This is a genomic window from Kribbella sp. NPDC004536, from assembly GCF_042873835.1.
Lineage (GTDB): Bacteria > Actinomycetota > Actinomycetes > Propionibacteriales > Kribbellaceae > Kribbella.
The window spans coordinates 844318-865096 of the sequence record NZ_JBIALY010000002.1; the positions used below are offsets into that span (position 1 = coordinate 844318).

At 69.4% G+C, this 20779-nt stretch carries 23 protein-coding genes; 10 read left to right on the forward strand and 13 right to left on the reverse strand.

The annotated features are described in order from the left end of the window. Positions 1-8: 8 nt before the first annotated feature. A complete protein-coding gene (locus ACFYRU_RS18770; RefSeq protein ID WP_387660208.1) occupies positions 9-926 on the reverse strand; it encodes an NADP-dependent oxidoreductase in 918 nt (305 codons plus the stop codon). A 90-nt stretch (positions 927-1016) separates the two neighbouring features. After that, the gene (locus tag ACFYRU_RS18775; RefSeq protein WP_387660211.1) at positions 1017-1910 is read right to left on the reverse strand and encodes an SAM-dependent methyltransferase; all 894 of its coding nucleotides are present in this window, start codon (positions 1908-1910) and stop codon (positions 1017-1019) included. A 104-nt stretch (positions 1911-2014) separates the two neighbouring features. On the opposite strand from ACFYRU_RS18775, the gene ACFYRU_RS18780 reads away from it, so the two are divergent. Next, on the forward strand, positions 2015-2836 hold the full coding sequence (locus ACFYRU_RS18780) for a hypothetical protein (RefSeq protein ID WP_387660214.1): 822 nt from the start codon (positions 2015-2017) through the stop codon (positions 2834-2836). Continuing rightward, positions 2833-3024 carry a hypothetical protein gene (locus tag ACFYRU_RS18785; protein ID WP_387660217.1) on the forward strand — a complete coding sequence of 64 codons (192 nt, stop codon included), beginning with the start codon at positions 2833-2835 and terminating at the stop codon, positions 3022-3024. The genes ACFYRU_RS18780 and ACFYRU_RS18785 overlap by 4 nt, the downstream gene beginning before the upstream one ends. 1 nt (position 3025) lies before the next feature. Here ACFYRU_RS18785 and ACFYRU_RS18790 read toward each other — a convergent pair whose 3' ends face one another. After that, the gene (locus tag ACFYRU_RS18790) at positions 3026-4144 is read right to left on the reverse strand and encodes a hypothetical protein (RefSeq protein WP_387660220.1); all 1119 of its coding nucleotides are present in this window, start codon (positions 4142-4144) and stop codon (positions 3026-3028) included. Further along, positions 4137-5669: an FAD-dependent oxidoreductase gene (locus ACFYRU_RS18795; RefSeq protein ID WP_387660223.1), complete on the reverse strand. Its 1533-nt coding sequence runs from the start codon at positions 5667-5669 to the stop codon at positions 4137-4139. The genes ACFYRU_RS18790 and ACFYRU_RS18795 overlap by 8 nt, the downstream gene beginning before the upstream one ends. Before the next feature lie 71 nt (positions 5670-5740). Between ACFYRU_RS18795 and ACFYRU_RS18800 the strand changes: the two genes are divergently transcribed. Further along, complete coding sequence (locus ACFYRU_RS18800; protein ID WP_387660226.1) at positions 5741-6460, forward strand: helix-turn-helix domain-containing protein; 720 nt, start codon at positions 5741-5743, stop codon at positions 6458-6460. On the opposite strand, the gene ACFYRU_RS18805 is transcribed toward ACFYRU_RS18800, so the two are convergent. Both ACFYRU_RS18805 and ACFYRU_RS18810 read right to left on the reverse strand, forming a co-directional pair. Then, positions 6436-7254: a hypothetical protein gene (locus ACFYRU_RS18805; RefSeq protein WP_387660229.1), complete on the reverse strand. Its 819-nt coding sequence runs from the start codon at positions 7252-7254 to the stop codon at positions 6436-6438. The genes ACFYRU_RS18800 and ACFYRU_RS18805 overlap by 25 nt on opposite strands. Positions 7255-7306: 52 nt before the next feature. Next, positions 7307-8776, reverse strand: coding sequence for an LCP family protein (locus ACFYRU_RS18810; protein WP_387660232.1), 1470 nt, complete (start codon positions 8774-8776; stop codon positions 7307-7309). A gap of 63 nt (positions 8777-8839) precedes the next feature. Between ACFYRU_RS18810 and ACFYRU_RS18815 the strand changes: the two genes are divergently transcribed. The 5 genes from ACFYRU_RS18815 to ACFYRU_RS18835 all read left to right on the forward strand — a co-directional run bounded on the left by ACFYRU_RS18815 (position 8840) and on the right by ACFYRU_RS18835 (position 11550). After that, positions 8840-9478 (forward strand): phosphatase PAP2 family protein, encoded by a 639-nt coding sequence (locus ACFYRU_RS18815; RefSeq protein WP_387660235.1) that lies wholly within the window; start codon positions 8840-8842, stop codon positions 9476-9478. Positions 9479-9720: 242 nt separating this feature from the next. Beyond that, complete coding sequence (locus tag ACFYRU_RS18820) at positions 9721-9873, forward strand: hypothetical protein (protein WP_387660238.1); 153 nt, start codon at positions 9721-9723, stop codon at positions 9871-9873. 63 nt (positions 9874-9936) lie between these two features. Next, the gene (locus ACFYRU_RS18825; protein WP_387660241.1) at positions 9937-10713 is read left to right on the forward strand and encodes a phytanoyl-CoA dioxygenase family protein; all 777 of its coding nucleotides are present in this window, start codon (positions 9937-9939) and stop codon (positions 10711-10713) included. Positions 10714-10726: 13 nt separating this feature from the next. Further along, positions 10727-11167 (forward strand): hypothetical protein, encoded by a 441-nt coding sequence (locus ACFYRU_RS18830; protein WP_387660244.1) that lies wholly within the window; start codon positions 10727-10729, stop codon positions 11165-11167. A 29-nt stretch (positions 11168-11196) separates the two neighbouring features. After that, positions 11197-11550, forward strand: coding sequence for a GNAT family N-acetyltransferase (locus ACFYRU_RS18835; protein WP_387660246.1), 354 nt, complete (start codon positions 11197-11199; stop codon positions 11548-11550). Here ACFYRU_RS18835 and ACFYRU_RS18840 read toward each other — a convergent pair. Continuing rightward, positions 11521-12327 (reverse strand): alpha/beta fold hydrolase, encoded by an 807-nt coding sequence (locus tag ACFYRU_RS18840; RefSeq protein WP_387660249.1) that lies wholly within the window; start codon positions 12325-12327, stop codon positions 11521-11523. The genes ACFYRU_RS18835 and ACFYRU_RS18840 overlap by 30 nt on opposite strands. A gap of 104 nt (positions 12328-12431) precedes the next feature. Between ACFYRU_RS18840 and ACFYRU_RS18845 the strand changes: the two genes are divergently transcribed. Continuing rightward, on the forward strand, positions 12432-12554 hold the full coding sequence (locus ACFYRU_RS18845; RefSeq protein WP_387660252.1) for a hypothetical protein: 123 nt from the start codon (positions 12432-12434) through the stop codon (positions 12552-12554). Here the strand turns inward: ACFYRU_RS18845 and ACFYRU_RS18850 are convergent. After that, complete coding sequence (locus tag ACFYRU_RS18850; RefSeq protein ID WP_387660254.1) at positions 12548-13177, reverse strand: hypothetical protein; 630 nt, start codon at positions 13175-13177, stop codon at positions 12548-12550. The genes ACFYRU_RS18845 and ACFYRU_RS18850 overlap by 7 nt on opposite strands. Positions 13178-13242: 65 nt before the next feature. Then, positions 13243-13821 (reverse strand): hypothetical protein, encoded by a 579-nt coding sequence (locus ACFYRU_RS18855; protein WP_387660257.1) that lies wholly within the window; start codon positions 13819-13821, stop codon positions 13243-13245. 120 nt (positions 13822-13941) lie between these two features. Between ACFYRU_RS18855 and ACFYRU_RS18860 the strand changes: the two genes are divergently transcribed. Further along, the gene (locus ACFYRU_RS18860) at positions 13942-14385 is read left to right on the forward strand and encodes an Hsp20/alpha crystallin family protein (RefSeq protein WP_387660260.1); all 444 of its coding nucleotides are present in this window, start codon (positions 13942-13944) and stop codon (positions 14383-14385) included. Positions 14386-14492: 107 nt separating this feature from the next. On the opposite strand, the gene ACFYRU_RS18865 is transcribed toward ACFYRU_RS18860, so the two are convergent. Genes ACFYRU_RS18865 through ACFYRU_RS18880 form a run of 4 tightly spaced genes read right to left on the reverse strand, consistent with a single transcriptional unit; the run spans position 14493 to position 20741 of the window. Next, the gene (locus tag ACFYRU_RS18865; RefSeq protein WP_387660263.1) at positions 14493-15962 is read right to left on the reverse strand and encodes an amidase; all 1470 of its coding nucleotides are present in this window, start codon (positions 15960-15962) and stop codon (positions 14493-14495) included. Continuing rightward, complete coding sequence (locus tag ACFYRU_RS18870) at positions 15959-17020, reverse strand: class I SAM-dependent methyltransferase (RefSeq protein WP_387660266.1); 1062 nt, start codon at positions 17018-17020, stop codon at positions 15959-15961. Before ACFYRU_RS18870 ends, ACFYRU_RS18865 begins: the two co-directional genes overlap by 4 nt. A gap of 49 nt (positions 17021-17069) precedes the next feature. Continuing rightward, positions 17070-20072, reverse strand: coding sequence for an ATP-binding protein (locus tag ACFYRU_RS18875; RefSeq protein WP_387660269.1), 3003 nt, complete (start codon positions 20070-20072; stop codon positions 17070-17072). Positions 20073-20132: 60 nt separating this feature from the next. Continuing rightward, positions 20133-20741, reverse strand: coding sequence for a hypothetical protein (locus ACFYRU_RS18880; protein ID WP_387660272.1), 609 nt, complete (start codon positions 20739-20741; stop codon positions 20133-20135). Between the last annotated feature and the right edge of the window lie 38 nt (positions 20742-20779).

Consider the following 20779-nt stretch of genomic DNA (forward strand, 5'->3'; position numbering starts at 1 on the left):
TCCTGAGCTTAGGCGACCGTGATGACGGATCGGCCGCGTTCGGTGAAGGCTGCGGGCGCGTCCGCGAGCGGGCGCACCGTGGTGACGAGCGGGACCAGGCGGCCGTCGCGGAGGCGGGTCGCCAGTTCGGTGAGCTGTGCACGGTCGGGTTCGACGACGAAGAAGATCGCCCGGCCGTCGCTCGGCTGGACGGTCGGCGGTTCGGCGACGGTGACCAGGGTGCCACCGGGGCGCAGCACCGCGACGGAGCGGTTGAGGACCTCGCCGCCGATCACGTCGAACACCACGTCGACCGGACCGGCGTCCTCGAGCCGGTCGTTGTCCAGGTCGACGAAGTCCTGCGCGCCCTGGGAGGCGGCCAGGTCCCGGTCGGTCTTCCGGCCGGTGGCGATGACGTGCGCCCCGGCTTCGTGGGCCAGTTGGACGGCGACCGAGCCGACCGAGCCGCCCGCGCCGTGGACGAGGACGGTCTGGCCCGCTTGCAGTCGCCCGTGGTCGAACAACGCCTGCCACGCGGTCAGCCCCGGCATCACGACGGCGGCCGCGGCGACGTGGTCGATCTCGGCGTGCAGCGGAGCGAGGTTGCGGGCCTCGACCGCGGCGTACTCGGCGAGCGAACCGTTCCGCGCCCAGTCGGTCAGCCCGAACACCCGCTGTCCGATCGTGAGGCCGGTGGTGCCGTACCCGAGCTCGACGACCACCCCCGACACCTCGTGCCCGAGGACGCTGGGGGTCCGGTCCCGCCCGGCCCGGTCGGTCCAGGTCGAGGGCCACTCCGGCTCGCTCTTCAGAAAGCCGGCGGCATGAACCTGCACGACAACGTCGTTCTCGGCCGCCTGCGGGTGCGGCAGCTCGGCCAGCGAGATCCCGCCGGCCCCGGCTTCACGGTCCTTCACCACGACGGCACGCATCAGTTTCGAGTCCATACTTCGACCGTACGGCCACTCGCGGCCCGATCGGTGGGCCAATCGGGGCTGCCGTTCATGGGCCACACCCTGGCCGGGCTTCCGCGGTGGCTAGCGAAAGGCGGTCAGGTACAGCATGTCGCCCATTTGCATGGTGTCGTCCACCAACGGCGGAAGGTTGTTCGTGGCAAGCAGGTCCCGGATCGTTGCTGTGTCGAGCGTCCAGCCGCGGGCAGCCAGGTAAGGCGCTGCCTCGTTGCGTTGGCCGAAGTAGCGGAGGTTCGTCATGTTGTCGGTGCCGAGCCGTTCGGACAGCTGCTGCAGGTGTTCCTTGGCCTTGGTCTCGTCGCCCGGCTGCGGGTTCGGCCGGCTTTCGGTGGCCAGCCGGCTGCCCGGTGCGCTGAGCGACGTGATCGTGTCCAGCAACCGATCCTGCGCGTCCGGCGGCAGATAACCGAGCAGGCCTTCGGCGCTCCACGCGATCGGTTGGGCCGGATCGAGTCCGGCGGCGCGCAACGCCTGCGGCCAATCGTCCCGCAAGTCACCTGGCACCACTCGGTGGTCCGCGGTCGGTTCGGCGCCCAACCCGGCCAAGGTGCGTGTCTTGAAGTCGACCACGTCCGGTTTGTCGAGCTCGTACACGACAGTCCCGGCCGGCCAAGCCAGCCGATACGCACGCGAGTCCAGCCCGGACGCCAGGATCACCGCCTGCCTGATGCCCGATCCGGTCGCTCGGAGGAAGAACTCGTCGTAGTACTTCGTCCGGATCTTCGCGATGTCGATCCACACCTGCTGGACGAATTCGCCCGGCGGTTCGGCACCGGTTGCCAGGCGCGTGAACAAGTCCACGCCGACCGCCTGCACCAGCGGTGCGGCAAAGGGATCGTCGATCAACCGCCGGTCGGTCCGGGTCGCGATCGCGCGTGCGGTCGCGGCCATCGTCGCCGTCGAACCGACGCTCGAGGACAGGTCCCACGAGTCGCCGTCGTACCTGGTCGAAGTCATGCTCCGCAGCCTAGAAGCCGCCGCCGACAATTCGCGGAACGACCTGTTCACGGGGATGCCGGAGCGGGTTCACAATGGGTTATTCGAGGCCTAGGGGGGCTGTCATGGCGGTAGTTCGGAACGTTGCTGTGGTGAGTGAGTCCAAGTCGGTGAAGGTTGCCGACCTCGTGGCGCCGGTGGCGGCGATGCAGATCCAGATCACCCGGGACTTCGCGCCGGTCTGGCGGCGCCCGGCGACGATCGCGGTGTTCGACAAGCTGACGAGCGTACCGGTCGACCACTGGCCGGTGATCGTCCGCGACGACATCCCGTACCAGGCCCAGGGCATCCACCTGGACCGGGACGGATCGCCGTTCGCGCTGGTGCTCTACAGCCCGGACTGGTCGCTGACGACCAGCCACGAAGTCCTCGAGATGCTCGGCGATCCACTCGGTACCCGGACGAAGACCGCGCCGTCGATCAAGGCGGGACAGGGTCAGGTGAAGTACCTGGTGGAGGTCTGCGACCCGTCCGAGGCGAGCGATTTCGCCTACGAGATCAACGGTTCGACGATGTCGGACTTCTACCTGCCGTCGTTCTTCGACGCGGAGAAGGTGGACGGGCGGCAGTACAGCTTCACGAACTCGATCAAGTCGCCGCGTTCGATCCTCAAGGGCGGGTACATCTCCTGGCAGGTCCCGTCGACGCGCGAGTGGTGGCAGCAGACCTGGTTCGGTACGAAGAAGTTCCGCAGTCTCGGCGTCCTCGGCCGCGGTACGAACCCACGCCGCGGAACCGACGGCCAGACGGACGTACCAGCGTCCTTCATGCAGGGCGCGCCGTCCACCGCGCGGGCAGTGGCCGCCGCGAACGGCACCGCGCCGAAGGAGCGAGCGGACTTCCTGCGCGCCGAAGTACGCCGCATCGTCGCCGCGGCCACGCCATGAGCGACAAGCACGACGAGGAGGAACGCCGCGCCCGGGCGGCCCGGATCCACGAACAGATTGAGGAACTGGTGGAGGGCCGCGAGCCCACCACCCCGGCCGAAGCCGCGGATCGCGCCGCCACCGAGGAAGCCCGCAAGGCGGCCGAGGAGGACGAGGAACAAGACGAGGAACAGGACGAGGAGGACTGAGCTATCGGACGATCTGTGGCGGTCGGCCGTCCGTCCAGGCTGCTGCCCACTTGTCCGCGAACGTGAGGTCGGGGATCGCGCCGGCCAGGTGGACCTGCGCGAGTGGTTGTTGAGCGCGCGGCGCTTCGCGGAGGTCTGCGACGACTTCGGCGAAGCGCCGACCCGCAGGTTTGACCTGGTTTTCGACATCGAGCAGCCCGAGCCCGTACTCGAGTGGCGCGAAGCCGCCGTACTCCGGCCGGATGTCGTGGGACGCCCACCAGGTGACGGCAGCGACGCCCGGCACCGCGAGCGAGTTACGGAGCAGCCGCTCGGTCGCGTGCTCGACGCTGACGTTCGTGACCCACTCCGGCGCGACCCCGATCTCCTGGATCCAAAGGGGCTTCGGCGCCGTTTGATGTGCGGCGGCGACCTGGGCGAGGTAGGCGCCGATCGACCAGGCAAGGTCGTTCTCCTCGCCGAAGTGGCCGAGGAACCCACTGAAGTACGGCCACGCGTGGACGGTCGTGATGTCAGGCTCGTTCGCGAGCAGCGCAGGAGTGAAGCCGGTCTGCGTGGTGGTCCACGGCTGATGGTCCGCACCGAGGACGACAGGCAGACCGGGTGCGGCGTTGTGCGCGGCATCGATCAGCGTGCGCGCCCAGCTGTCCAGGTCCTCGGTTGTCACCGCTGACGGTTCAAAACCGACCAGCATGTTGGGCTCGTTGCCGAGGTCGATGCCGGCGCCGGCCGGATGACTCGCGACCAGTTCCGCGACCGAGCTGATCAACGTCCTGGCCGCAGTCAGGGCCAGCGCGTCGGTGAAGAGGTTCGCCTTCGGAATCCACGGCGGCCGGAACACCCACCCGGACAGGAACCCGTTGAGTACGGTCACCCAGACCTCGAGACCGACGTCGTGCGCACGGTCCAGCAGCAGGGTAAGCCGCTTCAGTGCGGTCGCCGACACCGTGGTCGGCGTCGGCTGGAACACAGGCCACAAGCACTGGATGCGTACGTGATCACAGCCGAGCTCGGCGATCGCCGCGAGATCGTCCGCGATCGATTGCTCGTCGAAGTCCAGCCACGCGTTCCACCACTGCTGGCGCGGCACGTAGTTGACGCCGAAGGCGGTGTCAGGCATGAGCGGGTGCCTCCTGCTTCCAACCGATGACCTGACCCCGCTCCACGAGCCGCGTCTGCAGGGTGGGCATATCGAGCTCCTGTACGTCGGTCCGTGCGCGCAGGGACTGTACCGCGGCGACGGCGGCGGACTCGGCCAGTACACAGAACACCGGCTCCATCCGCGTCGCCGCGTACCCGATGTGGGTCGCGGAGAGGCAGACCGGTACGAGCAGGTTGCCGCAGTCTGCCTGCCGCGGCGTGATGGCCCGGTACGGGACCGGGTACGGGCGGCCGGTACCGAGATGGCCGCCGATGAACATGTCGCCTTCGGTCGCCACGCCGAGCTGTCCGGTCGCGGCGTCGCGCCGCGGGATCCGTCGTACCGGATAGACGTCGACCCCGAAGAGAGCGAGCCCGACGCTGTCGTCCGGCTCGGTCAGGTTGGCGATGTCCGCCTGGGTGAGGGTGTACGGCCCGTCGAGGCGGCGCGACACCCGGACGTACAGCTGCGGCGGCCAGCCGTCGGTCTCGGGGAAGACGCTCGCGTCCATGCCGTACGCCGCGACCTCCGCGCGGAACCCGGCCGGTACGTCGGGATCCGTCGACAGGAAGTGGTGCAGCCCGCGAAGGTAGTCGATGTGCCCGCGCCATACCTGCGAGCGCGTGTCCCAGTCGCCGTCCTGGTACGCGCGGCTGACCCCGAGCGGGGCGTTCGTGACGAGCGAGGATCGCTGGTAGTTGTACTCACCGGAGTTGATCCACCCGGGGAAGATCCCGCGCAACGCTTCCAGGTCGTCGCCGAGCTGCCCGACGTACCGCCGTACCAGCTCGTAGTCGCTCGGCGAGTAGCCGTCGGGCGGAGTGATCTCCCTGCGCGTGGCCGGGTCCGTCGTGAGGTAGAAGCGGAAGTTGTACGCCTGCGCGTAGTCGTCCGCGGCGCCGAGCGGGCGGCCGTGGTCCGCGTCGAGCAGGGGGAGCAGCCGGCCGTCGGCGTACGGGTCGATCGGCGTCCAGTTGGTGACCGGCTGAACCCCGGCGTACTCCTCGCCGAACTCCTCCCGGGACTCGCGGCCGGTACGGTACGGCACGCCCGCGAGCGCCATCAGGTCGCCCTCGTACGACGCGTCGATGAACACGGCGGCCCTGACGTCGAGGTCCGGGACCGACTCAGCCGACGGCAGCGGAACGCCCCACGGATCGGGCGTCGACGTCTCGAGCTGGATCGCGGTGATGCGGTTGCCCTCGCGGGTGACCGCGCGGACCCGGTGCTCGAAGTACACCTTGATCCCCGCGTCGGTGATCCACGCGCGGAAGGCCCGCTGCACGTCGTACGGATGGTCGCCGAAGCCGAACACCACGTCGTTCGTCAGCCCACCGACCGCCGCCGGGATCGGACAGTCCTGCCGCGGTTTGATGCCCGCGCCGAGCATCCCGCCGAGCCAGCGGCCCGGCTCGATCAGTACGACGGACGCGCCCTCCTGATGCGCGGTGATCGCCGCGACACAGCCCGCGGCGGTGCCGCCGTACACGCAGACATCGACCATGGCATGCACTCTGCCGTTCGCGCGCCTCTCATGACATAGCCGTTTTGAGCATCTGCATGTACTTTCTTGCCATGCTGACGCTGGACGGGTACCTGCTGGCGCCGCGCCGCGAGCAGTTCACCCTCGCCGTCGACACGTACGAGACGTGGAGCCTGCTGCTGCCGAGGAGCGGCTCGTTCGCGTTCGAAGTGACCGGCGTGCAGCCCGGATCCGCGAGGTTCGGCGACCTCGTGATCTGTCCGCCCGGCGGGTCCCTGCACCGCCGGATGCAGAGCCCGGCGGCCATCTTCCACGCCCGCTTCAGTACCTCGCTGCAGCCGCCGGCCGGCCGTACCCGGCTCCACGACCTCGACCGTCTCCGCGCCGACCTGACGATGCTCGAGGACGACTTCACCGACCTGATCGCGGCCCATGTGGTCACCGACCTCGTCCTGATGGCACTGCGCGCTCATCGCGAGCAGCCCGGCGACAAGTTGGTGCAGCAGGCAACGACCTACCTGCACGATCACTTCACCGCACCGGACCTCTCACTGGCGGGCCTGGCGGACCAGTTGGGCATCAGTCCTGCCCAGCTGTCCCGCCGCTTCAAATCCGCCCACACCGTCACACCGGTGCAGTACCTCCGCGGGATCCGCCTGCAGAAGGCCCGCCAACTCCTTGCCGAGACCAACGAAACCCTGCAGACCATCGCCGAACAGTCCGGGTACCGAAGCGCCTTCTACCTCAGCCGCGTCTTCACCAACCACACAGGCCGCTCGCCGTCCGACTACCGCCGCGCCAGCCGGGTCTGACGGAACCGGACGAGGACCGAGACCAGGAACAGCGCCGAGAACCCGATCAGCATCGGCCAGGCGAGTGGCTTCGATCCGTCGAGCTGATCGTGACCCCGGAGCGCGGCGACCAGGATCGCGCCGACCATGACGATCTCCACCTCCAGCATCCGGTTCAGCGTCGACCAGCGGGCGTCACGCCAGAAGCCGAGGCCGGCGCCGCCCAGACAGGAGACGGCGGCCAGAGTCCGGCAGGACAACGGCGTGAGCATCCACGGCCACAGCGGCAGGAAGGTGGCCGGTGCCAGGTACATAGCGGCACCTTGAAGCACTGCGAGTACGCCGAGGGCCGTGATCGCGGCACGCGCCGCCACGGGCAGAAGGTCGTCAGGAGGGGCGGCGTACCGGCGGTTGGCCAGCCACGCGCCGAGGACGAGGAACGGGGCGGCGAAGTACAACGCCGACCAGATCCAGAAGGCCGGGTTGCCGTGGCTGAACTTGTTCCAGTGCAGCACCGTCGCGACGCCGAGGAGCGTGGCGAAGGTTGTCACGGACAACAAGCCGGGGGAGAGCACATGCCAGCGGCGTTCGAGTGCGGCGCGGAGGAAGAAGTAGGCGCCGCCGAGGTACGCCGATGCGAGGACCATCGAGGTCATGCTCGGGCGCAGCGGCCACGCCCACAGGTGCTTGGTGTGCTCGGGGAAGAAGTACAGGATCACGAAGCCCGCGACGAGGAACGGCACGATGCACAGGGACAGGGCCCGCGTGTACCGCAGGACGTGATCGTCGCGAGTCAGCGTGAGTTGTTCAGGCATGATCGTTCCCCCTGAGGTCAGCCTGCGCCCGCGACCCCGGGTGGGCAAGTGGTCAGGTGCCATTGTCCTCGGGGTGGTACGCGCAGGCGTCGTTCAGGTTCTGCGTCGCGACATGCTTTTTCGACGTCGTTGCGGCGGTGGTCCGGTGTGGTTTCGGGGCGAGGGCGTTCTGGATGATGGCGCGCATCGCCGCGTAGTTCGGATCGCGGCCGGTCGGGAAGTTCTTGTCCTTGTCCAGGTCGATGTCGGAGACGCCGGCCTGCTTGACCTTCAGCCCGAGCTGGATGAGAGCCGGCAACAGTTCCTGGGGAATATCAGTGCGCAGCATCTGCCGGCTGGCGGCAGCGATCTGCTGGTACTTCGTGACCAGCGTCGCGGAGGAGACACTGTTGACCAAGGCATGGATCGTGCAGCGCTGCCGTTCCTGGCGGGACGGGTCGCTCAGCCCGTACCGGCCGCGGGCGAACCACAGCGCGTGGAAGCCGTCGAGGTGCTGGTTCGGCCCGGGTTCGATGTAGCCGGACGGCTTCTTCGGCGCGTTCGCGCCGGGACCGATGCCGTACTCGCCGCCGATCGGCACCCGGTAGTTGACGTTCACCGTGATCCCGCCGACCGCGTCGACGATCTGCTGGAAGCCGGCCAGGTTCACCTGGAGGTAGTAGTCGATCTTCAGGCCGAGCGCCGCGCTCGCGGCCAGCTTCACGGCGTCCGCGCCCTCGTTGTCGGTCGGGCCGAGGATGCCGGGGTACTTCTTCGGGATCGTGTCGTACATAGCGTCGAGGTAGTACTGCGGTTGCTCGCCGCTGCCGAGGCTGGGATCCCAGAACCCGTCCGGGTACACCTTGTGCAGCGGAGAGTTCGCCGGGAACGGCATCCGCATCCAGTTCCGGCTCAGCGAGATCAGCTTGGTGTTGCCGGTCTTCGTGTCGATCGACGCGACCATCACGGTGTCGGTTCGGGTACCGGTACGGCCCGCGCCGTCGTCGGCGCCGAGCAGCAGGATGTTCAGCCGCGGCGTGTTCGCCCACGGATCCTTCGCGTCGACCGCCGGACGGGTCGCGGATTTCGAATTGCCCTCGGACTGGAACACGCTGCCGACCAGGTTCCGCTGCGCCATCACGGTCTGCGCCGCGATGGTCGAGGGTACGGCGATGCCGAAACACACCAGGCCGACGACCAGCGCGCCCGCCAACCGGCCGAGCGTCGTGGGGGTGAGCGGCCGGAGCAACCGGTGGGAGACGACAACGACCCAGATCCAGGCCACGGCGAGGAGCAGGACGAGCCCTGTTGCTATCAGCAAGCGGTTCGGGTCGACCGCTAGTTGCAGTACGGCGTCACGCTGCGCGAGGCCGAGGTATGCGGCCGCGCCGACGAGCGCCGCGGTCACCATCAGCACGATCGTTCCGGCCCGGCGCCGCCCGCTGAGGACGAGCCCGAGGCCTGGGAGGAGTGCACTCAGCACGGTCAGCAGGATCGCCTGCGAACTGTTCTTGGCCCGGAACGTACGGCGATGTGCTCCCACGTGAGGTCGACGCCGGGATCGTTCGGACGGTTGACACTTCGGGTGCCTGACTACGCTCGGACCATGGCCGACCACAGAACGACTTCGAAGCTCCCGATCGTGATCGGCGCGGTGGTGTTCCTCTGGGCGTTGGCCGACGTCGTTCTCGACGGACCGTTACGGCACTGGGACCGTACGGCACTGATGGGCGCTCAGCCGCCGGCCCATCAGCCGCTCGGCTGGCGACTCGTGTCCGACATCGGCGGCCCCTGGGTGCTCACGGTTGCGCTGGTCGGCGCCGCGATCGTCCACCTGTTGCGCCGCCGCACTGTCCAGCCGCTGATCCGGGCCGCCGTGTGCTTGGTTGCCTTGGAGGCCACGATCTGGTTGGCGAAGGCAACCATCGGGCGATCGGCCCCGCGCTCGCAGGTCGACGAACTCGCCGCGCACGGGATGTCGTTCCCGTCCGGCCACACGGCCGGCAGCTTCGCGCTGCTGACCATCGCCGCGGCCCTCGTCGTCCCTTCCGGCACCCGGCTCGCCACGTTCACCGCGTGGTTCATCCCGGTGATCTCCGCGGTCGTGGGAGTCTCGACCGTCGTCCTGCACTTCCACTGGCCGACCGACGTCATGGCCGGCTGGGGGCTCGGTCTGGTCGCCGCCACCCTCATCCGTAGTTCAGTTGCCCAGCCAGACGTACTCGTGCTCCGGACGGCCCGTTGAACCGTAGCGGAGACTCAGCGTCGCGCGGCCGTCGTCGGTGAGCGCGGCCTGCTCGATATGCGCACCGAATCCGGCACCAAGTCGGCTCTCGGCGGTCTGTATCCGGCCAGCTCGCTCTACATGAGCTGCGACTACGTGTCCGCCCACAAGGCCGTCGTACAAAAGCTGGCCGATGCTTTCGTGCGGAGTACGCCGGCAGCGACAAGACCCTCTACACCAAGTCGATCAACGACTCCAAGGGAATGTTCACCGCCGACGGCAAGATCGACGCGGACGGCGCCAAGAACGCACTCACCGTCCTGGGCTCGTTCTCGCCGTCGGTGAAGCCCAAGAAGGACACGATCGACATCACCAAGACCTACACCACCGAATTCGTGTCGGCTGCCAGGAAGTAGTCGACCCAGCCTGATGCCTCGTAACCTGGACAAGGACGACAACCAGGAGAAGAGGACGGATTGATGCTCGATCCCGTTGTTGGCAAGGGTCCGTTGACCGAGACTGATCGCTTCATCTTCGAGTCGTGGGGATACTTCCTGATTCCCGCCGTGCTGACGAAGGACGAGGCCGCCGAGGCGTACGAGGTGTCTCGGCGGCTGCACGAGAGCCGTGAGCGCGCCTTCGGGCAGATCGGGCGGACGTACGAGAGCGAACCGGTGCTCGAGCGGCTGATCGATCATCCTGATGTGCTGCCGAAGGTGCAGGGGCTGCTCGGGGACCGGTTCGTGTTGCAGGCCGGGTGGAACACGATGCAGCCGGCCCACGCGGGGAACGGCGGCTGGCATCAGGACGGGTCGTCCGCGTTCGACTTCAGGGACCTGGGATATCCGGTTCCGCTGCTCCAGCTTCGCGTGTCGTACCTGCTCACCGACCAGACCGTGCCGGGTACGGGCAACATGGAGCTGATTCCCGGCAGCCACCGTTCGAGGGTCGGGCTGCCCGACACGATCCGCGAGAACAACGACGACATCGCGATCGGCCACGTCGTGTGCGCCGAGGCCGGGGCCGCGCTGGTGTTCCACAACGGCGTCTGGCACCGCACCTTCCGCCACGACGGCGACTACGACCGCTTCACCACGCACTACGTCTACAGCCCACCGTGGGTCCGCCCTGCCGATCGCTTCAGCAACGACCCGGCGTTCCTCGAACGCACCACGCCCCTGCGGCGCGCCCTGCTCGGCGAGTTCGAGCGCCCCGACGCCCCGTTCGGCGCCAACTACGACCCGCTGCCGATCTGACGGAGCAACAGAGATGGCGACGATCCACCTGCACGCGAACATCAAGGCCACGCCGGAGCAGTTCGTCGCGGGGTTGACGGACTTCGGACCGGGACGGGGTGAGGTGTTCGGGAACAGCGCTGACAAGGACCTGGTCGTACATGAGCAGGGCGTCGACCACGCCGACGTGACCGAGGGATCGCGCGGGGTGTGGGAGCGGCTGACGTACGACTGGTCCGATCCGCGGCACGTCGTACTGACGACCACCGACTCGAATGTCTGGAGCAGCAAGTCGAGTCATGTGTACGACCTGACGCCCCTGGCGGACGGTACGACGGACGTCGACTACACGGCGGTCCGCGACGGTAAGAACCTCGGCGGGCGGATCTTCGCGGTCTTGATCACGACTGTTGGCAAGGGCGTACTCGTGAAGGCTTTCCAGAACTCGGTCCACGCGATCGAGGGCCGCTCCTGACCGCAGGCCCGGCGGTTAGGATGCGGAGCGTGCCCGACGAGCGTTTCGAAGTACAGAGTCGGCCGGAGGAGTTCCGGTACGTCCTGATCGACCACGATGCCGCGGACCAGGTCATCGGCGAGGAGGACTACGTCGACGTCGAATCAGCCGACGGCGTCCAGCGCGTCCTCTTCCACACCGGCGTGAACGAGGAGTACGGCGGTCAAGGCCTGGCCTCCGTACTCGTCCGCGCCGCGGTCGAAGACGTCATCGCCCACGGCTACACCATCGTCCCCGTCTGCCCGTATGTGGCTGCCTGGCTCCCCAAACACCCCGAGTACGCCGACCACGTCCTCAAACCCCATCCGCAACACCTACGCGCGGTCGCCGCCCGCACCAAGTAGAAAGTCGACGACGGCCCGGGCTGTGGCTTCGGGTTGTTGTTCGGCGGGGTAGTGGCCGGCTTGGTCGAGGACGATGCCGGTGACGTTGGTCGCCAGGGTTCGGAGCCCGTCGGCTACGGCGGCGCCGAGGGCGTAGCGGCCGCCGATAGCCAGGACCGGTGTGTGGATCGGGTTGGCCTCGAGTTCGCGTACGTCGGTGATGTCGGCGGCGCGTGAGCGGTAGTAGGCGAGGCCGGCGTTCAAGGCGTCGGCCGTGGTGTAGGCGTCGACGTACGAGCGGATTGTGCCCGCGGCCAGGCCGGCCGGGCCGGCGCTTTGGCGGAGGAAGGTCCCGTAGTAAGCGTCCTCGCGGCCCGGGACGAGTTGTTCGGCCAGCCCTGCGGCACGGTTGAACGGGCCATGCCAGTTCGGGTAGTACTCGGACCCAGGTGCGGGGATGTCCACGTCGATCCCGGGGAGAACCTCCTCCTCGATCACGATCGCGTTCACGGCCTCGGGCATCATCGCGGCCAGTAGGAGCGCAACCGTGCCACCCCAGTCGTGACCGACCAGCGAGAACCGCGTGAGTCCGGCGACTTGATTCCTCAGCCAGCCGGCGAGATCGCTCTTCCTGAAGCTGGTCCCGCTCTCCGCCGCCTTGCCGAGCCCCGGCAGCGTGACCGCAAGAGGATCGAACCCGCCGGCACGCAGAGCCGGCACCAGCTCCCGCCAGTGCCGCTCAGTCACCGGCCACCCATGCACAAGCACAACCGGCCAACCCTTCGACGATGGGTTCACCGTCCCATCATCCCCGGCTCGACGACGGCAGGACGAGCCGTGAATGAACCGAACCCTTGCTGGCTACGTGAAGTGAGATGTAGGCACAGGAAGCGAGGCGTGAGATGGCTACTCAGACGCGGCGTAGGGCGTTGTGGATTGCCGTTGCGGTGGCGATCGTGGTCGTGGTCGTCGTTCTGCTGCTCTTCGCCGGCGGTGGCGGCGGTGGGGGCGGCGGCGGTTACTGATCGCCGGTGGTCGGGTCGGTGAGGAAGCTGCGGGGGTCGCCGGCGGCGCTGGCGGATGATTCGAGCCAGGCGTGCAGGCCTTCGGGGTCGCGGCGTTCGAGTTCGTCGAGGCAGCGTTCGCGAGCGATCACGATCCGGAGCCGGGCGTTGGTAGTCGTCGCGTGGGCCAGCGCCTCGAAGCTGTCGTGCCATTCGCGGCACAGCTCGAGCGTCGGACGGGTTGCCTGCTCAGGATGGTGGGAGGCCCCGGACTTCGCGCGGTACCAGCGCACGGCGGGCGGCGAGGTCAGAGCCAGCGCGACGCACAGCAGCACCACCCCGGGGCCGAGGATCGTACTGAGTCCGAACGCGACGCCGACCACGGCGGCGCCCACCATCGCGTTGCAGACGGCTCGTGTTCTCGAGCCGGACGGTGGCGGGTCGTCGTCGACCCCGTACGCGGTCGCCGCCGTCGCTCCGACCACGAGCACCGCGACGCCGACCACGGCCAGGACCATGCCCGACAGAAGCAGACCCGCCAGAACCACCCCGATGATGCCGACGCCATAGCACGTGCATCGCCACACTGTGCTGTACCGCGTCGTACCACTGTTCTCGTTCGAGGAACTCGTGGGCTGATCCATGCCGACCTCCCGAACGGAACGGCCACCGACGCCACCCGGTACCCGGACCTTCTGGGGGACATGCGCTACTTGGGTGGGGTGCGGCGGGTGCGGATCGTGTCGGTGGTTTCGGTCAGGCGGGCGATCCGGTCGGCGAGGTCCGGGTGGCCGGCGCGGAGACCGGGGCCGGCCGCGGTCAGCGGCTCGACGAGGTCGGAGGCGTCGTCGCCACCCAGGGCGTCCCGGATACCGGCGATGTCGGCGTCGCTGCGGGCCGAGGTCGACGGATCGCCCGACACGGCAGTGACCTGCCCGGCCAGTTCGCGCAGGGCGGCGGCGTTGTCGCGAGCCCAACCGGCCACCGCGCGGTCACCTGCGCGGCGGTCGCGGGCAGCCTGGACCCGGCTTTCGCGGGTGATGCCGGGCTGATCGCCCGCGTGCGGCTTCAACCGGAGATAGCGGCGTTCGGCGGCCTGGCGACTGGCCACGCCGAGGGTCGGTGCGATGTCGGCCCAGGTCGCGCCGCGGTCGCGGGCGGCGTCGATCAGGATCGGTTCCCAATGATCGAAGTACGCGCGGAGCTCGTGCAGGGCGGTCAGCGCAGCCAGGAGCTGAGCCGTGTCGGCCTCCTCCAAGGCACCGGGTGTCTGCAGTAGTTCGTCCATCCGTATCCGTCCCGTCGTCGAAACGGTGACAACTGAGCTTGTCATCGTTTCGATGACATGCTAGAACAGAACTGCGTGTTGACACCACCCGTCACGTCGATGATCAGGAGGTGCAGACAGATGTTGATGCGCACAGACCCGTTCCGGGAGTTCGACCGCCTGACGCAGCAGTTCTTGAGTACTGCAGGGAGTCAGGGGACCTGGTCGAAGCCGAATCCGATGCCGCTGGACGCGTATCGGTCGGGCGACGAGTACGTGATCGCCTTCGATCTCCCCGGTGTCGCGCCGGACGCGATCGAGCTCGACGTCGAGCGCAACGTGCTGACGGTCAAGGCCGAGCGGCGCCCACCGGAGGTCCCCGAGAACGTCGAGATGCAGGTCGCGGAGCGGCCACTGGGGGTGTTCTCCCGCCAGTTGTTCTTGGGGGAGACGCTCGACACCGACAGGATCGAGGCGCACTACGACGCCGGCGTCCTGACGCTGCGGATCCCGATCGCGGAGCAGGCCAAGCCGCGACGGATCGCGGTGACCGGCTCCGGACGGCATCAGCAGCTCGACGCCTGACCGCAGCCGGGTAACCACAGACGCGACGTGGCGGCCCGCGGCACTACGTGGGTGTTTCGCACGCTGATGCGGCAGCCCCCGGGGTTCACGTCCCGCTGGCGAGGCCGTCACGTCGCCCGGCCCAACGATGCCTGGCCAGTCAACAGGTGATGCGCGTGAGTGGTTGGGATCCGGCCGGCCCAGGGAGCTGCTGCTTCGAGTTGGGAAGCGAGCCGGAGCAGGGTTGCCTCGTCGCCGTACCGGCCGAGGAAATGTACGCCGATGGGGACGCCGGCGGCGTTGTGCCACAGCGGCACCGACATCGCCGGGTTCCCGGTGAGGTTGGCGACGATGCCCGCGTACCGGACGGCCGGGCCGCTGACCTCGACCGACCGCCACGGTTGGTCCGGAGTCGAGTAGATCGTGCCGATGGGCAGCGGCGGCGTGGACATCGTGGGAGTGAGGAACGTGTCGACGGTGCCGAGGAATCGGGCGATCCGCCGGCTGAACCGCTGGAGCTCCTCGACCGAGACCAGCCAGTCGGCAGCGGTGACTTGCCGGCCGCGCTCCCAGAGCGCACGGGTGAGCGGCTCGATCTCGTCAGGGCCGGGTTCGCGACCCACCCGGCGGATCCAGTACTGGAGGATCCAGGCTGTCGTCCCGTCCAGCATCGTGCCGATCGCCGCGTGTACCTCCGGGGTGAACTCCGGCCAGCTGACCTCCGTGACGTCGTGGCCGAGTGACTCGCACAGCCGGGCGGCGTGCTCGACGGCGGCAACGCAGTCCGGGTGTCCGAGGTCGCCGGACGGGGTGCGAGCGGTGAATCCGATCCGCAGCCGCCCCGGCTCGCGTCCGACCTCGTCGAGGAACGGCCGGTCCGGCGCCGGTGCGCAGTACGGATCGCCGGGGGCGGGCCCGGAGGTGGCATCGAGCAGGGCCGCGCTGTCCCGTACGGACCGGGTGAGCGCGTGCTCGACCGCGGCGCCGGCCGCGACGTCGCCGTACTCCGGTCCGAGCGGGTTGCGCGCCCGGGTCGGCTTCAACGCGAACAGGCCGCACGCGGACGCCGGGTAGCGCAGCGAACCGCCGAGATCGTTGCCGTGGGCAAAGGGAACCAGGCCGGCGGCAACCGCCGCGGCGGATCCGCCGCTGGAGCCGCTGGTGGACAGACCGGTGTCCCACGGGTTGCGGGTCGGGCCGAACAGGACGGGTTCGCAGGCGGGCGCCATGCCGAACTCCGGGGTGTTGGTCTTCCCGACGATCACGAGCCCGGCCCGGCGGAGCCGGACGACGAGCTCGGAGTCGTACGTCGAGACGTTGCCGGCGAGGAACCGCGAGCCCTCGGTGAACCGTACGCCGCGCAACTCGCAGGCGAGGTCCTTCAGCAGGTACGGCACGCCGGCGAACGGACCCGACGGACCGGCTTTCGCGGCGTCGAGCGCCTGCTCGAACATCGGGGTGACCACGGCGTTCAGCACCGGGTCGAGCGCTTCGATGCGGGAGATCGCAGCCTCGGCCAGCTCCACCGCGGTGACTTCACCGCGGTGGACCAGACCGGCCTGGTCGGTGGCGTCCAGCAGCGACAGGTCGGCTGTCATGCCCGGGCCTCCAGGACGATGTTGAACGGCGCCGCGTCCTGCGCGACCCGGCGGATGTGCTGGAACCCGGCCGCGGTCAGCACCTCACGCAGCTTGGCTTCGCCCGCCATCGTCCCCAGCGCGGCGGCACCCGGCTGAGCGAGTGACGACGGCGTACAGACCAGCGTCGAGATCGCGTAGCCGATCCGGGCGTACGGGTTGGCGAAGTCGTCCTCCAGCCGGTCCGCGGCGAGCGGCTCGATCACCATCAAGGTGCCACCGGGCGCGAGCGCCGTACGGGCTTGAGCCGCGGCGGCCACCGGGTCGCCGAGGTCGTGCAGCGAGTCGGTGAACGTGATCAGCTCGTAGCCCTCGCCCGGGAACGCGGACGCGTCCGCCACCTCGAAGCTGACCCGGTCGGCGACGCCGGCCTCGCTCGCTGCCTTGCGGGCCGCGGCCACCAGTGCGTCGCCGTGGTCGAAGCCGACGAACGACGCCGCCGGGAATCCTTCGGCCATCACGATCGTCGAGACGCCCTGGCCACAACCGACGTCGGCAACCCGTCCGCCGGACAGTAGCCGGTCCGCGACACCGTCGAGTGCGGCGATCCAGCCCTCGACCAGGGCGGTCCGATAGGTGGGCCGGGTGAAGCGTGACTGCGCGTCGTTGAGTGCGTGATGGTGGTCGCCCCAGCTCATCCCGCCGCCGCTGCGGAAGTAGCCCTCGACGGCATCGAGGTCGTTCCACAGCGCCACGAAGCCGGGGAAGACCCCGATCATCGAGACCGGGCTGTCGTCGGTCGCGATCACCGCCGCCAGCTCGTCCGGCAGTGTGAACGTCTCGTCGGTGGCGTCGTAGTCGACGTAGCCGGCGACGGCGACCCCGCGCAGCCACTCACGGACGTACCGCTCGACCGTGCCGGTGCGGGCCGCCAGCTCGGCGGAGGTCAGGGGGCCGGCGCCCGCCAGCGCGGCCCAGAGGCCGAGCCGGTCGCCCAGCACGATCAGCGGGCCGGTGATGGCCACGCCCAGTTCGCCGAACACCTTGCCGGCTGCCGCTTCCAGTTTCTGCTCGTCCATCGGGGTTCTCCTCGGTTCGGGATTTACCCAGGGGGCGTGAGATCGCGTCTCACGATCGTGAGACGGTCCACCGCACGGTCTCCGCGGGCCGGTAGCTACACCACGTGCCCGTACTGACGCCCGCACGCAGGTGGGCGCCGAGCGCGGGGTGAACCCGCTCGATGCGGTTGAGCGTGTCCCGGATCCGGGCGGTGACCGTACTGCGGGCCCGCTCGCTGTTGTCGCCGAGCCGCCGCCGGCGACCCGCCAGGCCGGTGGCATGCGCAAGTTCCTGCACCAATGCATCGCGTTCGGAGCTCAGCCGGTTGGAACGCTGGGCGTCGCCGTCGGAGTCGGCCACAGCGAGCTCGTCGTCGAGTTGGGCGAGCCGGGCCCGGTACGCCGCGCGAGCGTGTTCGTCGAGTACGGGGTCGGCGCCGAGCTGCGGTAGCTGGTCGCCGGAGAGTTCGGCCGCGGACACCTCCCGGCCCGGCGTGGCGAGCAGTACGGCGAGATCGCGGAGGCCCTTCGCGTCCCGCAGTTGGACGGTCAACCCGGCGTACCCGAGGGTCCAGACGTCACCGTCGCGCCGGAACACGTTGCCGGTGTCCCGGTCGGTGATCCTGGCGAGCTCGGAACGGGCCCGTGCGGCGAACAGCCTTGCGCCCAGTCGGTCGCTGCGTGCGGCCGCGTCCTCGAGGTGGGCAGCTGCGTCCTCGGGGCGGTCGAGCGCGTCGGCAAGCAGGCCGAGCTGAAGGCTGACCGGACCGGTGGTGAAGACCGCAGCGGCGACGACGGCGAACTCGTCGGCCAGCGGCAACAGCCGCTGGTAGAGATCCGCACAGCGCTTCTGGTCGCGTACGGCCGCGGCGAGCTCGGCCTCCGCCGTCAGCAGCGCGGCGTGCCTCCAGCGGTACAGAGCTGATCGCTGCGGCAGCGAGCTGACGACCGCGGCGGCCGCCGCGTGGTCACCGGCCTCGATCAACAGCCAGGCTTGCTCGTGCGCCGTGAACTCCGGCGGCGTGAGGTTCTCGCCGCGGGTCGCGGCGAGCGCACTGACCCGGGTCCAGTCGTGGCGCAGCATCGCGAGCCCGATCAGCTGGCTGGCCTCAACGCCCCAGGTGTCCGGTTCGTCGATCCGCTCGCCGTACCCCGCGGCGTTCTCGATGAGCTCGTCGGCGAGCTCGTACGGTCCGGTGAGCGTTGCGCGCGTCGCGACCCGGGACAGCGCCAGGTAGCGGTAGTGCGGGATCCCGGTCCGCTCGGCGAGCCGGACGAAACCGTCGACCTCGTCGGCGAAGGCCGGATCGCCCAGCTCCAGTCGCGCCACCAGACTCGACAGCTTGGCCTCGAGGAGCAGTTCGGTCTCGCCCGCCGCGGTAGCCGCCGTGGCGAGTTCCGCGGCGAGGCGCAGCCGTTCGGTCGCGGTGCCGGGTCTCCACCGCACGTCGACGAGGGCGAACAGCCCGTACGCCAGCGCGACGTTGTCGCCGTCCGCGCGCGCGCCTGCCACCGCGGATTCGGCCAGCCGAACAGCCCGTTCGTGGTCGCGGTCCGGGCCGTCGGACAGCTCGCGCGCCAAGGATGCCGTGAGCAACCATCCGCCGGGCGAGCCGCGGAGTGCCTCCTCGAGGAGGGCGACGACGTCGGCGCGGCAGGTCTCGGTGCGGGTCGGGACCCGATGCGCGCCGAAGGCAGCCCGGGCGAGTACGACCTGGTCGCCCGCAGCGCGGGCGCGGGCCGCGGCGATGCCGAACAGCTCCCGTGCGGCAGGCCCCTGTCCCGCCCGGCGCAGCGCCTCCGCGCCCGCACACAGGGTGTCCAGGTCGACGACTCCTTTGCCGCCGGCAACTTCTATCGCGCGGGCGAGCAGACCGGCGGCTTCGTCGTACGCCGTCCGCTCGCCGGCGTCTGCGGCCGCTTCGACGAGTGCGGTGACGGCGCGCGCCCGATCGCCGGCGGGCAGCGCTGCGACTCGGTGCCCGGCGATCTCGGCGGCCGGCGCGTCCCGGTCGGCCTCGAGCGACTCGGCGACGGCGAGATGCAGTACGGCACGAGTTGTTGCCGACAGGCCGTCGTACAGGACCTCGCGGAACAACGCGTGCGCGAAGCGAACGGCACCTGGTGCGTCGGGCTCCAGGACACCCGCGGGTACCAGGATGTCGAGGGCTCGCAGGACGTCGTCGAGAGCCTTTCCGGACACAGCCGTGAGCGTGTCGATCGAGACCTGCGTGCCGATGACCGCCGCCGTACCTGCGATGTCCACGACCTCGCTCGGCAACCGGGCCAGGCGTCGCCGGAGTACCTCGCCGACAGCCGGCGGCACGCCTCCGGCTGAGGTGTGGTCGAGGTCGGTTCCGCGCGCCGCAAGCAGCCGTGCGACCTGCTGGACGAAGAACGGATTGCCCGCCGTACGCTCGTGCACCATCCGCGTCAGCGCACCTGGCGGCCGTTCGCTCGTGGTCTTGTGGATCAGTTCACCGACCTCGTCCGTCGCCAGGCCGCTCAGGTGGATCAGCTCCGACTGGCCCGCGAGCTCTGCGAGCAGCAGCCGCACCGCTCCGTCCGCGGCGCTGAACTCGACGTCGCGACAGGTTCCGATCACGAGTACGCCGACGTCGTGCAACTGCCGGGCAACGAACAGCAGCAGGCGAAGCGACGACACATCCGCCCAGTGCAGGTCGTCGAGTACGACGACCAGCCCGTGGTCCGCATGCCGGCGCAGGTACCGCGCGGTCAGGTCGTACGTCCGGAATCGCGCCGCGGCGTCGTCGCTCAGTACACCTGCGGCCGAGGTGAACTCGGGTGCGGCCACGTCGCTGGTCAGTTCCCTGGCGACCTGGATCCACGGCCAGTACCCCGGTGCACCTTCGCCCTCCCAGCAGGTTCCCCAGACGGCGGTCGCGCCGTGGGCTCGGGCGTAGCCGACGGCTTCGCCGGCCAGCGCGGTCTTGCCCATGCCGGCGTCTCCGACGAGCAGGAGCACGCCTCCTAGACCCGTGACAGCTCTGTCGATCTCCGCGTGTACTGCGGTGACCGCCAGCCGACGCCCGACCAGCCCATCCCCAGGCATGCCCCGATTATCAACCGCCGGAGCAGCCCCCGGCAGTAGCGGTAAGGCAACCGAAAGGGGTTACGTGGCCGCGAGGGATCGACCAGTCGCGAAGAAGTCGAGGATGTCGGGGAGTTCCGCGAGTGGTCGTGCGGCGCCGAACGGGACGTTCCAGAAGTCGCCGGTACGCGGTGTCCAAGGGCCGACGTACGCGTACGGCTCCGGGAGCTGGTCGTCGCCGGGGGAGACGCCGTAGTTGACCTCGTCGAGGGTGATCCCGACGTCGAAGTGCTCGGGCCAGAGAACGGGGGTCTGGTCCGGCGCGAGCGCTCGGAGTGCGGCGTCGCCGCGGGCGAAGGCGTCCTCGAGCAGCCGGGCCGCCGCCGGGTCGACGCTCAGTCGTTCGTCGGGCGAGACCCCGGGGCCGCCGGAGTACACATCGTCGAGCGCGCGTGGCTCGAGACCGGCCGCGGCCGCCAGTTCGGCGTACGTCCCGGTCAACCCGACCGATTTCGTTGGCGTGACCAGCAGCTCGCCGTCGACCCGGACCGCGCCGTCGAGGGTGCTGAAGCCGCCGGGCACGACGCGTAACCGGATGCCGTTGCCGTTGCGGTACTGCGGTCCCGCCAGCACCAGTTCGGCGACGCCGTGCAGGGAGCGGCGGGTTACGGCCAGCGAACGTTCGTCCATGTCGGCAGTCTCCTCCTGTAACGCAGCGCCCCGGGACG

Bases quoted from the DNA above. Each gene is read 5' to 3' on its own strand.
- ACFYRU_RS18770 (WP_387660208.1), bottom strand. From the start codon at position 926: ATGGACTCGAAACTGATGCGTGCCGTCGTGGTGAAGGACCGTGAAGCC.
- ACFYRU_RS18775 (WP_387660211.1), bottom strand. From the start codon at position 1,910: ATGACTTCGACCAGGTACGACGGCGACTCGTGGGACCTGTCCTCGAGC.
- ACFYRU_RS18780 (WP_387660214.1), top strand. From the start codon at position 2,015: ATGGCGGTAGTTCGGAACGTTGCTGTGGTGAGTGAGTCCAAGTCGGTG.
- ACFYRU_RS18785 (WP_387660217.1), top strand. From the start codon at position 2,833: ATGAGCGACAAGCACGACGAGGAGGAACGCCGCGCCCGGGCGGCCCGG.
- ACFYRU_RS18790 (WP_387660220.1), bottom strand. From the start codon at position 4,144: ATGCCTGACACCGCCTTCGGCGTCAACTACGTGCCGCGCCAGCAGTGG.
- ACFYRU_RS18795 (WP_387660223.1), bottom strand. From the start codon at position 5,669: ATGGTCGATGTCTGCGTGTACGGCGGCACCGCCGCGGGCTGTGTCGCG.
- ACFYRU_RS18800 (WP_387660226.1), top strand. From the start codon at position 5,741: ATGCTGACGCTGGACGGGTACCTGCTGGCGCCGCGCCGCGAGCAGTTC.
- ACFYRU_RS18805 (WP_387660229.1), bottom strand. From the start codon at position 7,254: ATGCCTGAACAACTCACGCTGACTCGCGACGATCACGTCCTGCGGTAC.
- ACFYRU_RS18815 (WP_387660235.1), top strand. From the start codon at position 8,840: ATGGCCGACCACAGAACGACTTCGAAGCTCCCGATCGTGATCGGCGCG.
- ACFYRU_RS18820 (WP_387660238.1), top strand. From the start codon at position 9,721: ATGTTCACCGCCGACGGCAAGATCGACGCGGACGGCGCCAAGAACGCA.
- ACFYRU_RS18825 (WP_387660241.1), top strand. From the start codon at position 9,937: ATGCTCGATCCCGTTGTTGGCAAGGGTCCGTTGACCGAGACTGATCGC.
- ACFYRU_RS18830 (WP_387660244.1), top strand. From the start codon at position 10,727: ATGGCGACGATCCACCTGCACGCGAACATCAAGGCCACGCCGGAGCAG.
- ACFYRU_RS18845 (WP_387660252.1), top strand. From the start codon at position 12,432: ATGGCTACTCAGACGCGGCGTAGGGCGTTGTGGATTGCCGTTGCGGTG.
- ACFYRU_RS18850 (WP_387660254.1), bottom strand. From the start codon at position 13,177: ATGGATCAGCCCACGAGTTCCTCGAACGAGAACAGTGGTACGACGCGG.
- ACFYRU_RS18855 (WP_387660257.1), bottom strand. From the start codon at position 13,821: ATGGACGAACTACTGCAGACACCCGGTGCCTTGGAGGAGGCCGACACG.
- ACFYRU_RS18860 (WP_387660260.1), top strand. From the start codon at position 13,942: ATGTTGATGCGCACAGACCCGTTCCGGGAGTTCGACCGCCTGACGCAG.
- ACFYRU_RS18865 (WP_387660263.1), bottom strand. From the start codon at position 15,962: ATGACAGCCGACCTGTCGCTGCTGGACGCCACCGACCAGGCCGGTCTG.
- ACFYRU_RS18870 (WP_387660266.1), bottom strand. From the start codon at position 17,020: ATGGACGAGCAGAAACTGGAAGCGGCAGCCGGCAAGGTGTTCGGCGAA.
- ACFYRU_RS18875 (WP_387660269.1), bottom strand. From the start codon at position 20,072: ATGCCTGGGGATGGGCTGGTCGGGCGTCGGCTGGCGGTCACCGCAGTA.
- ACFYRU_RS18880 (WP_387660272.1), bottom strand. From the start codon at position 20,741: ATGGACGAACGTTCGCTGGCCGTAACCCGCCGCTCCCTGCACGGCGTC.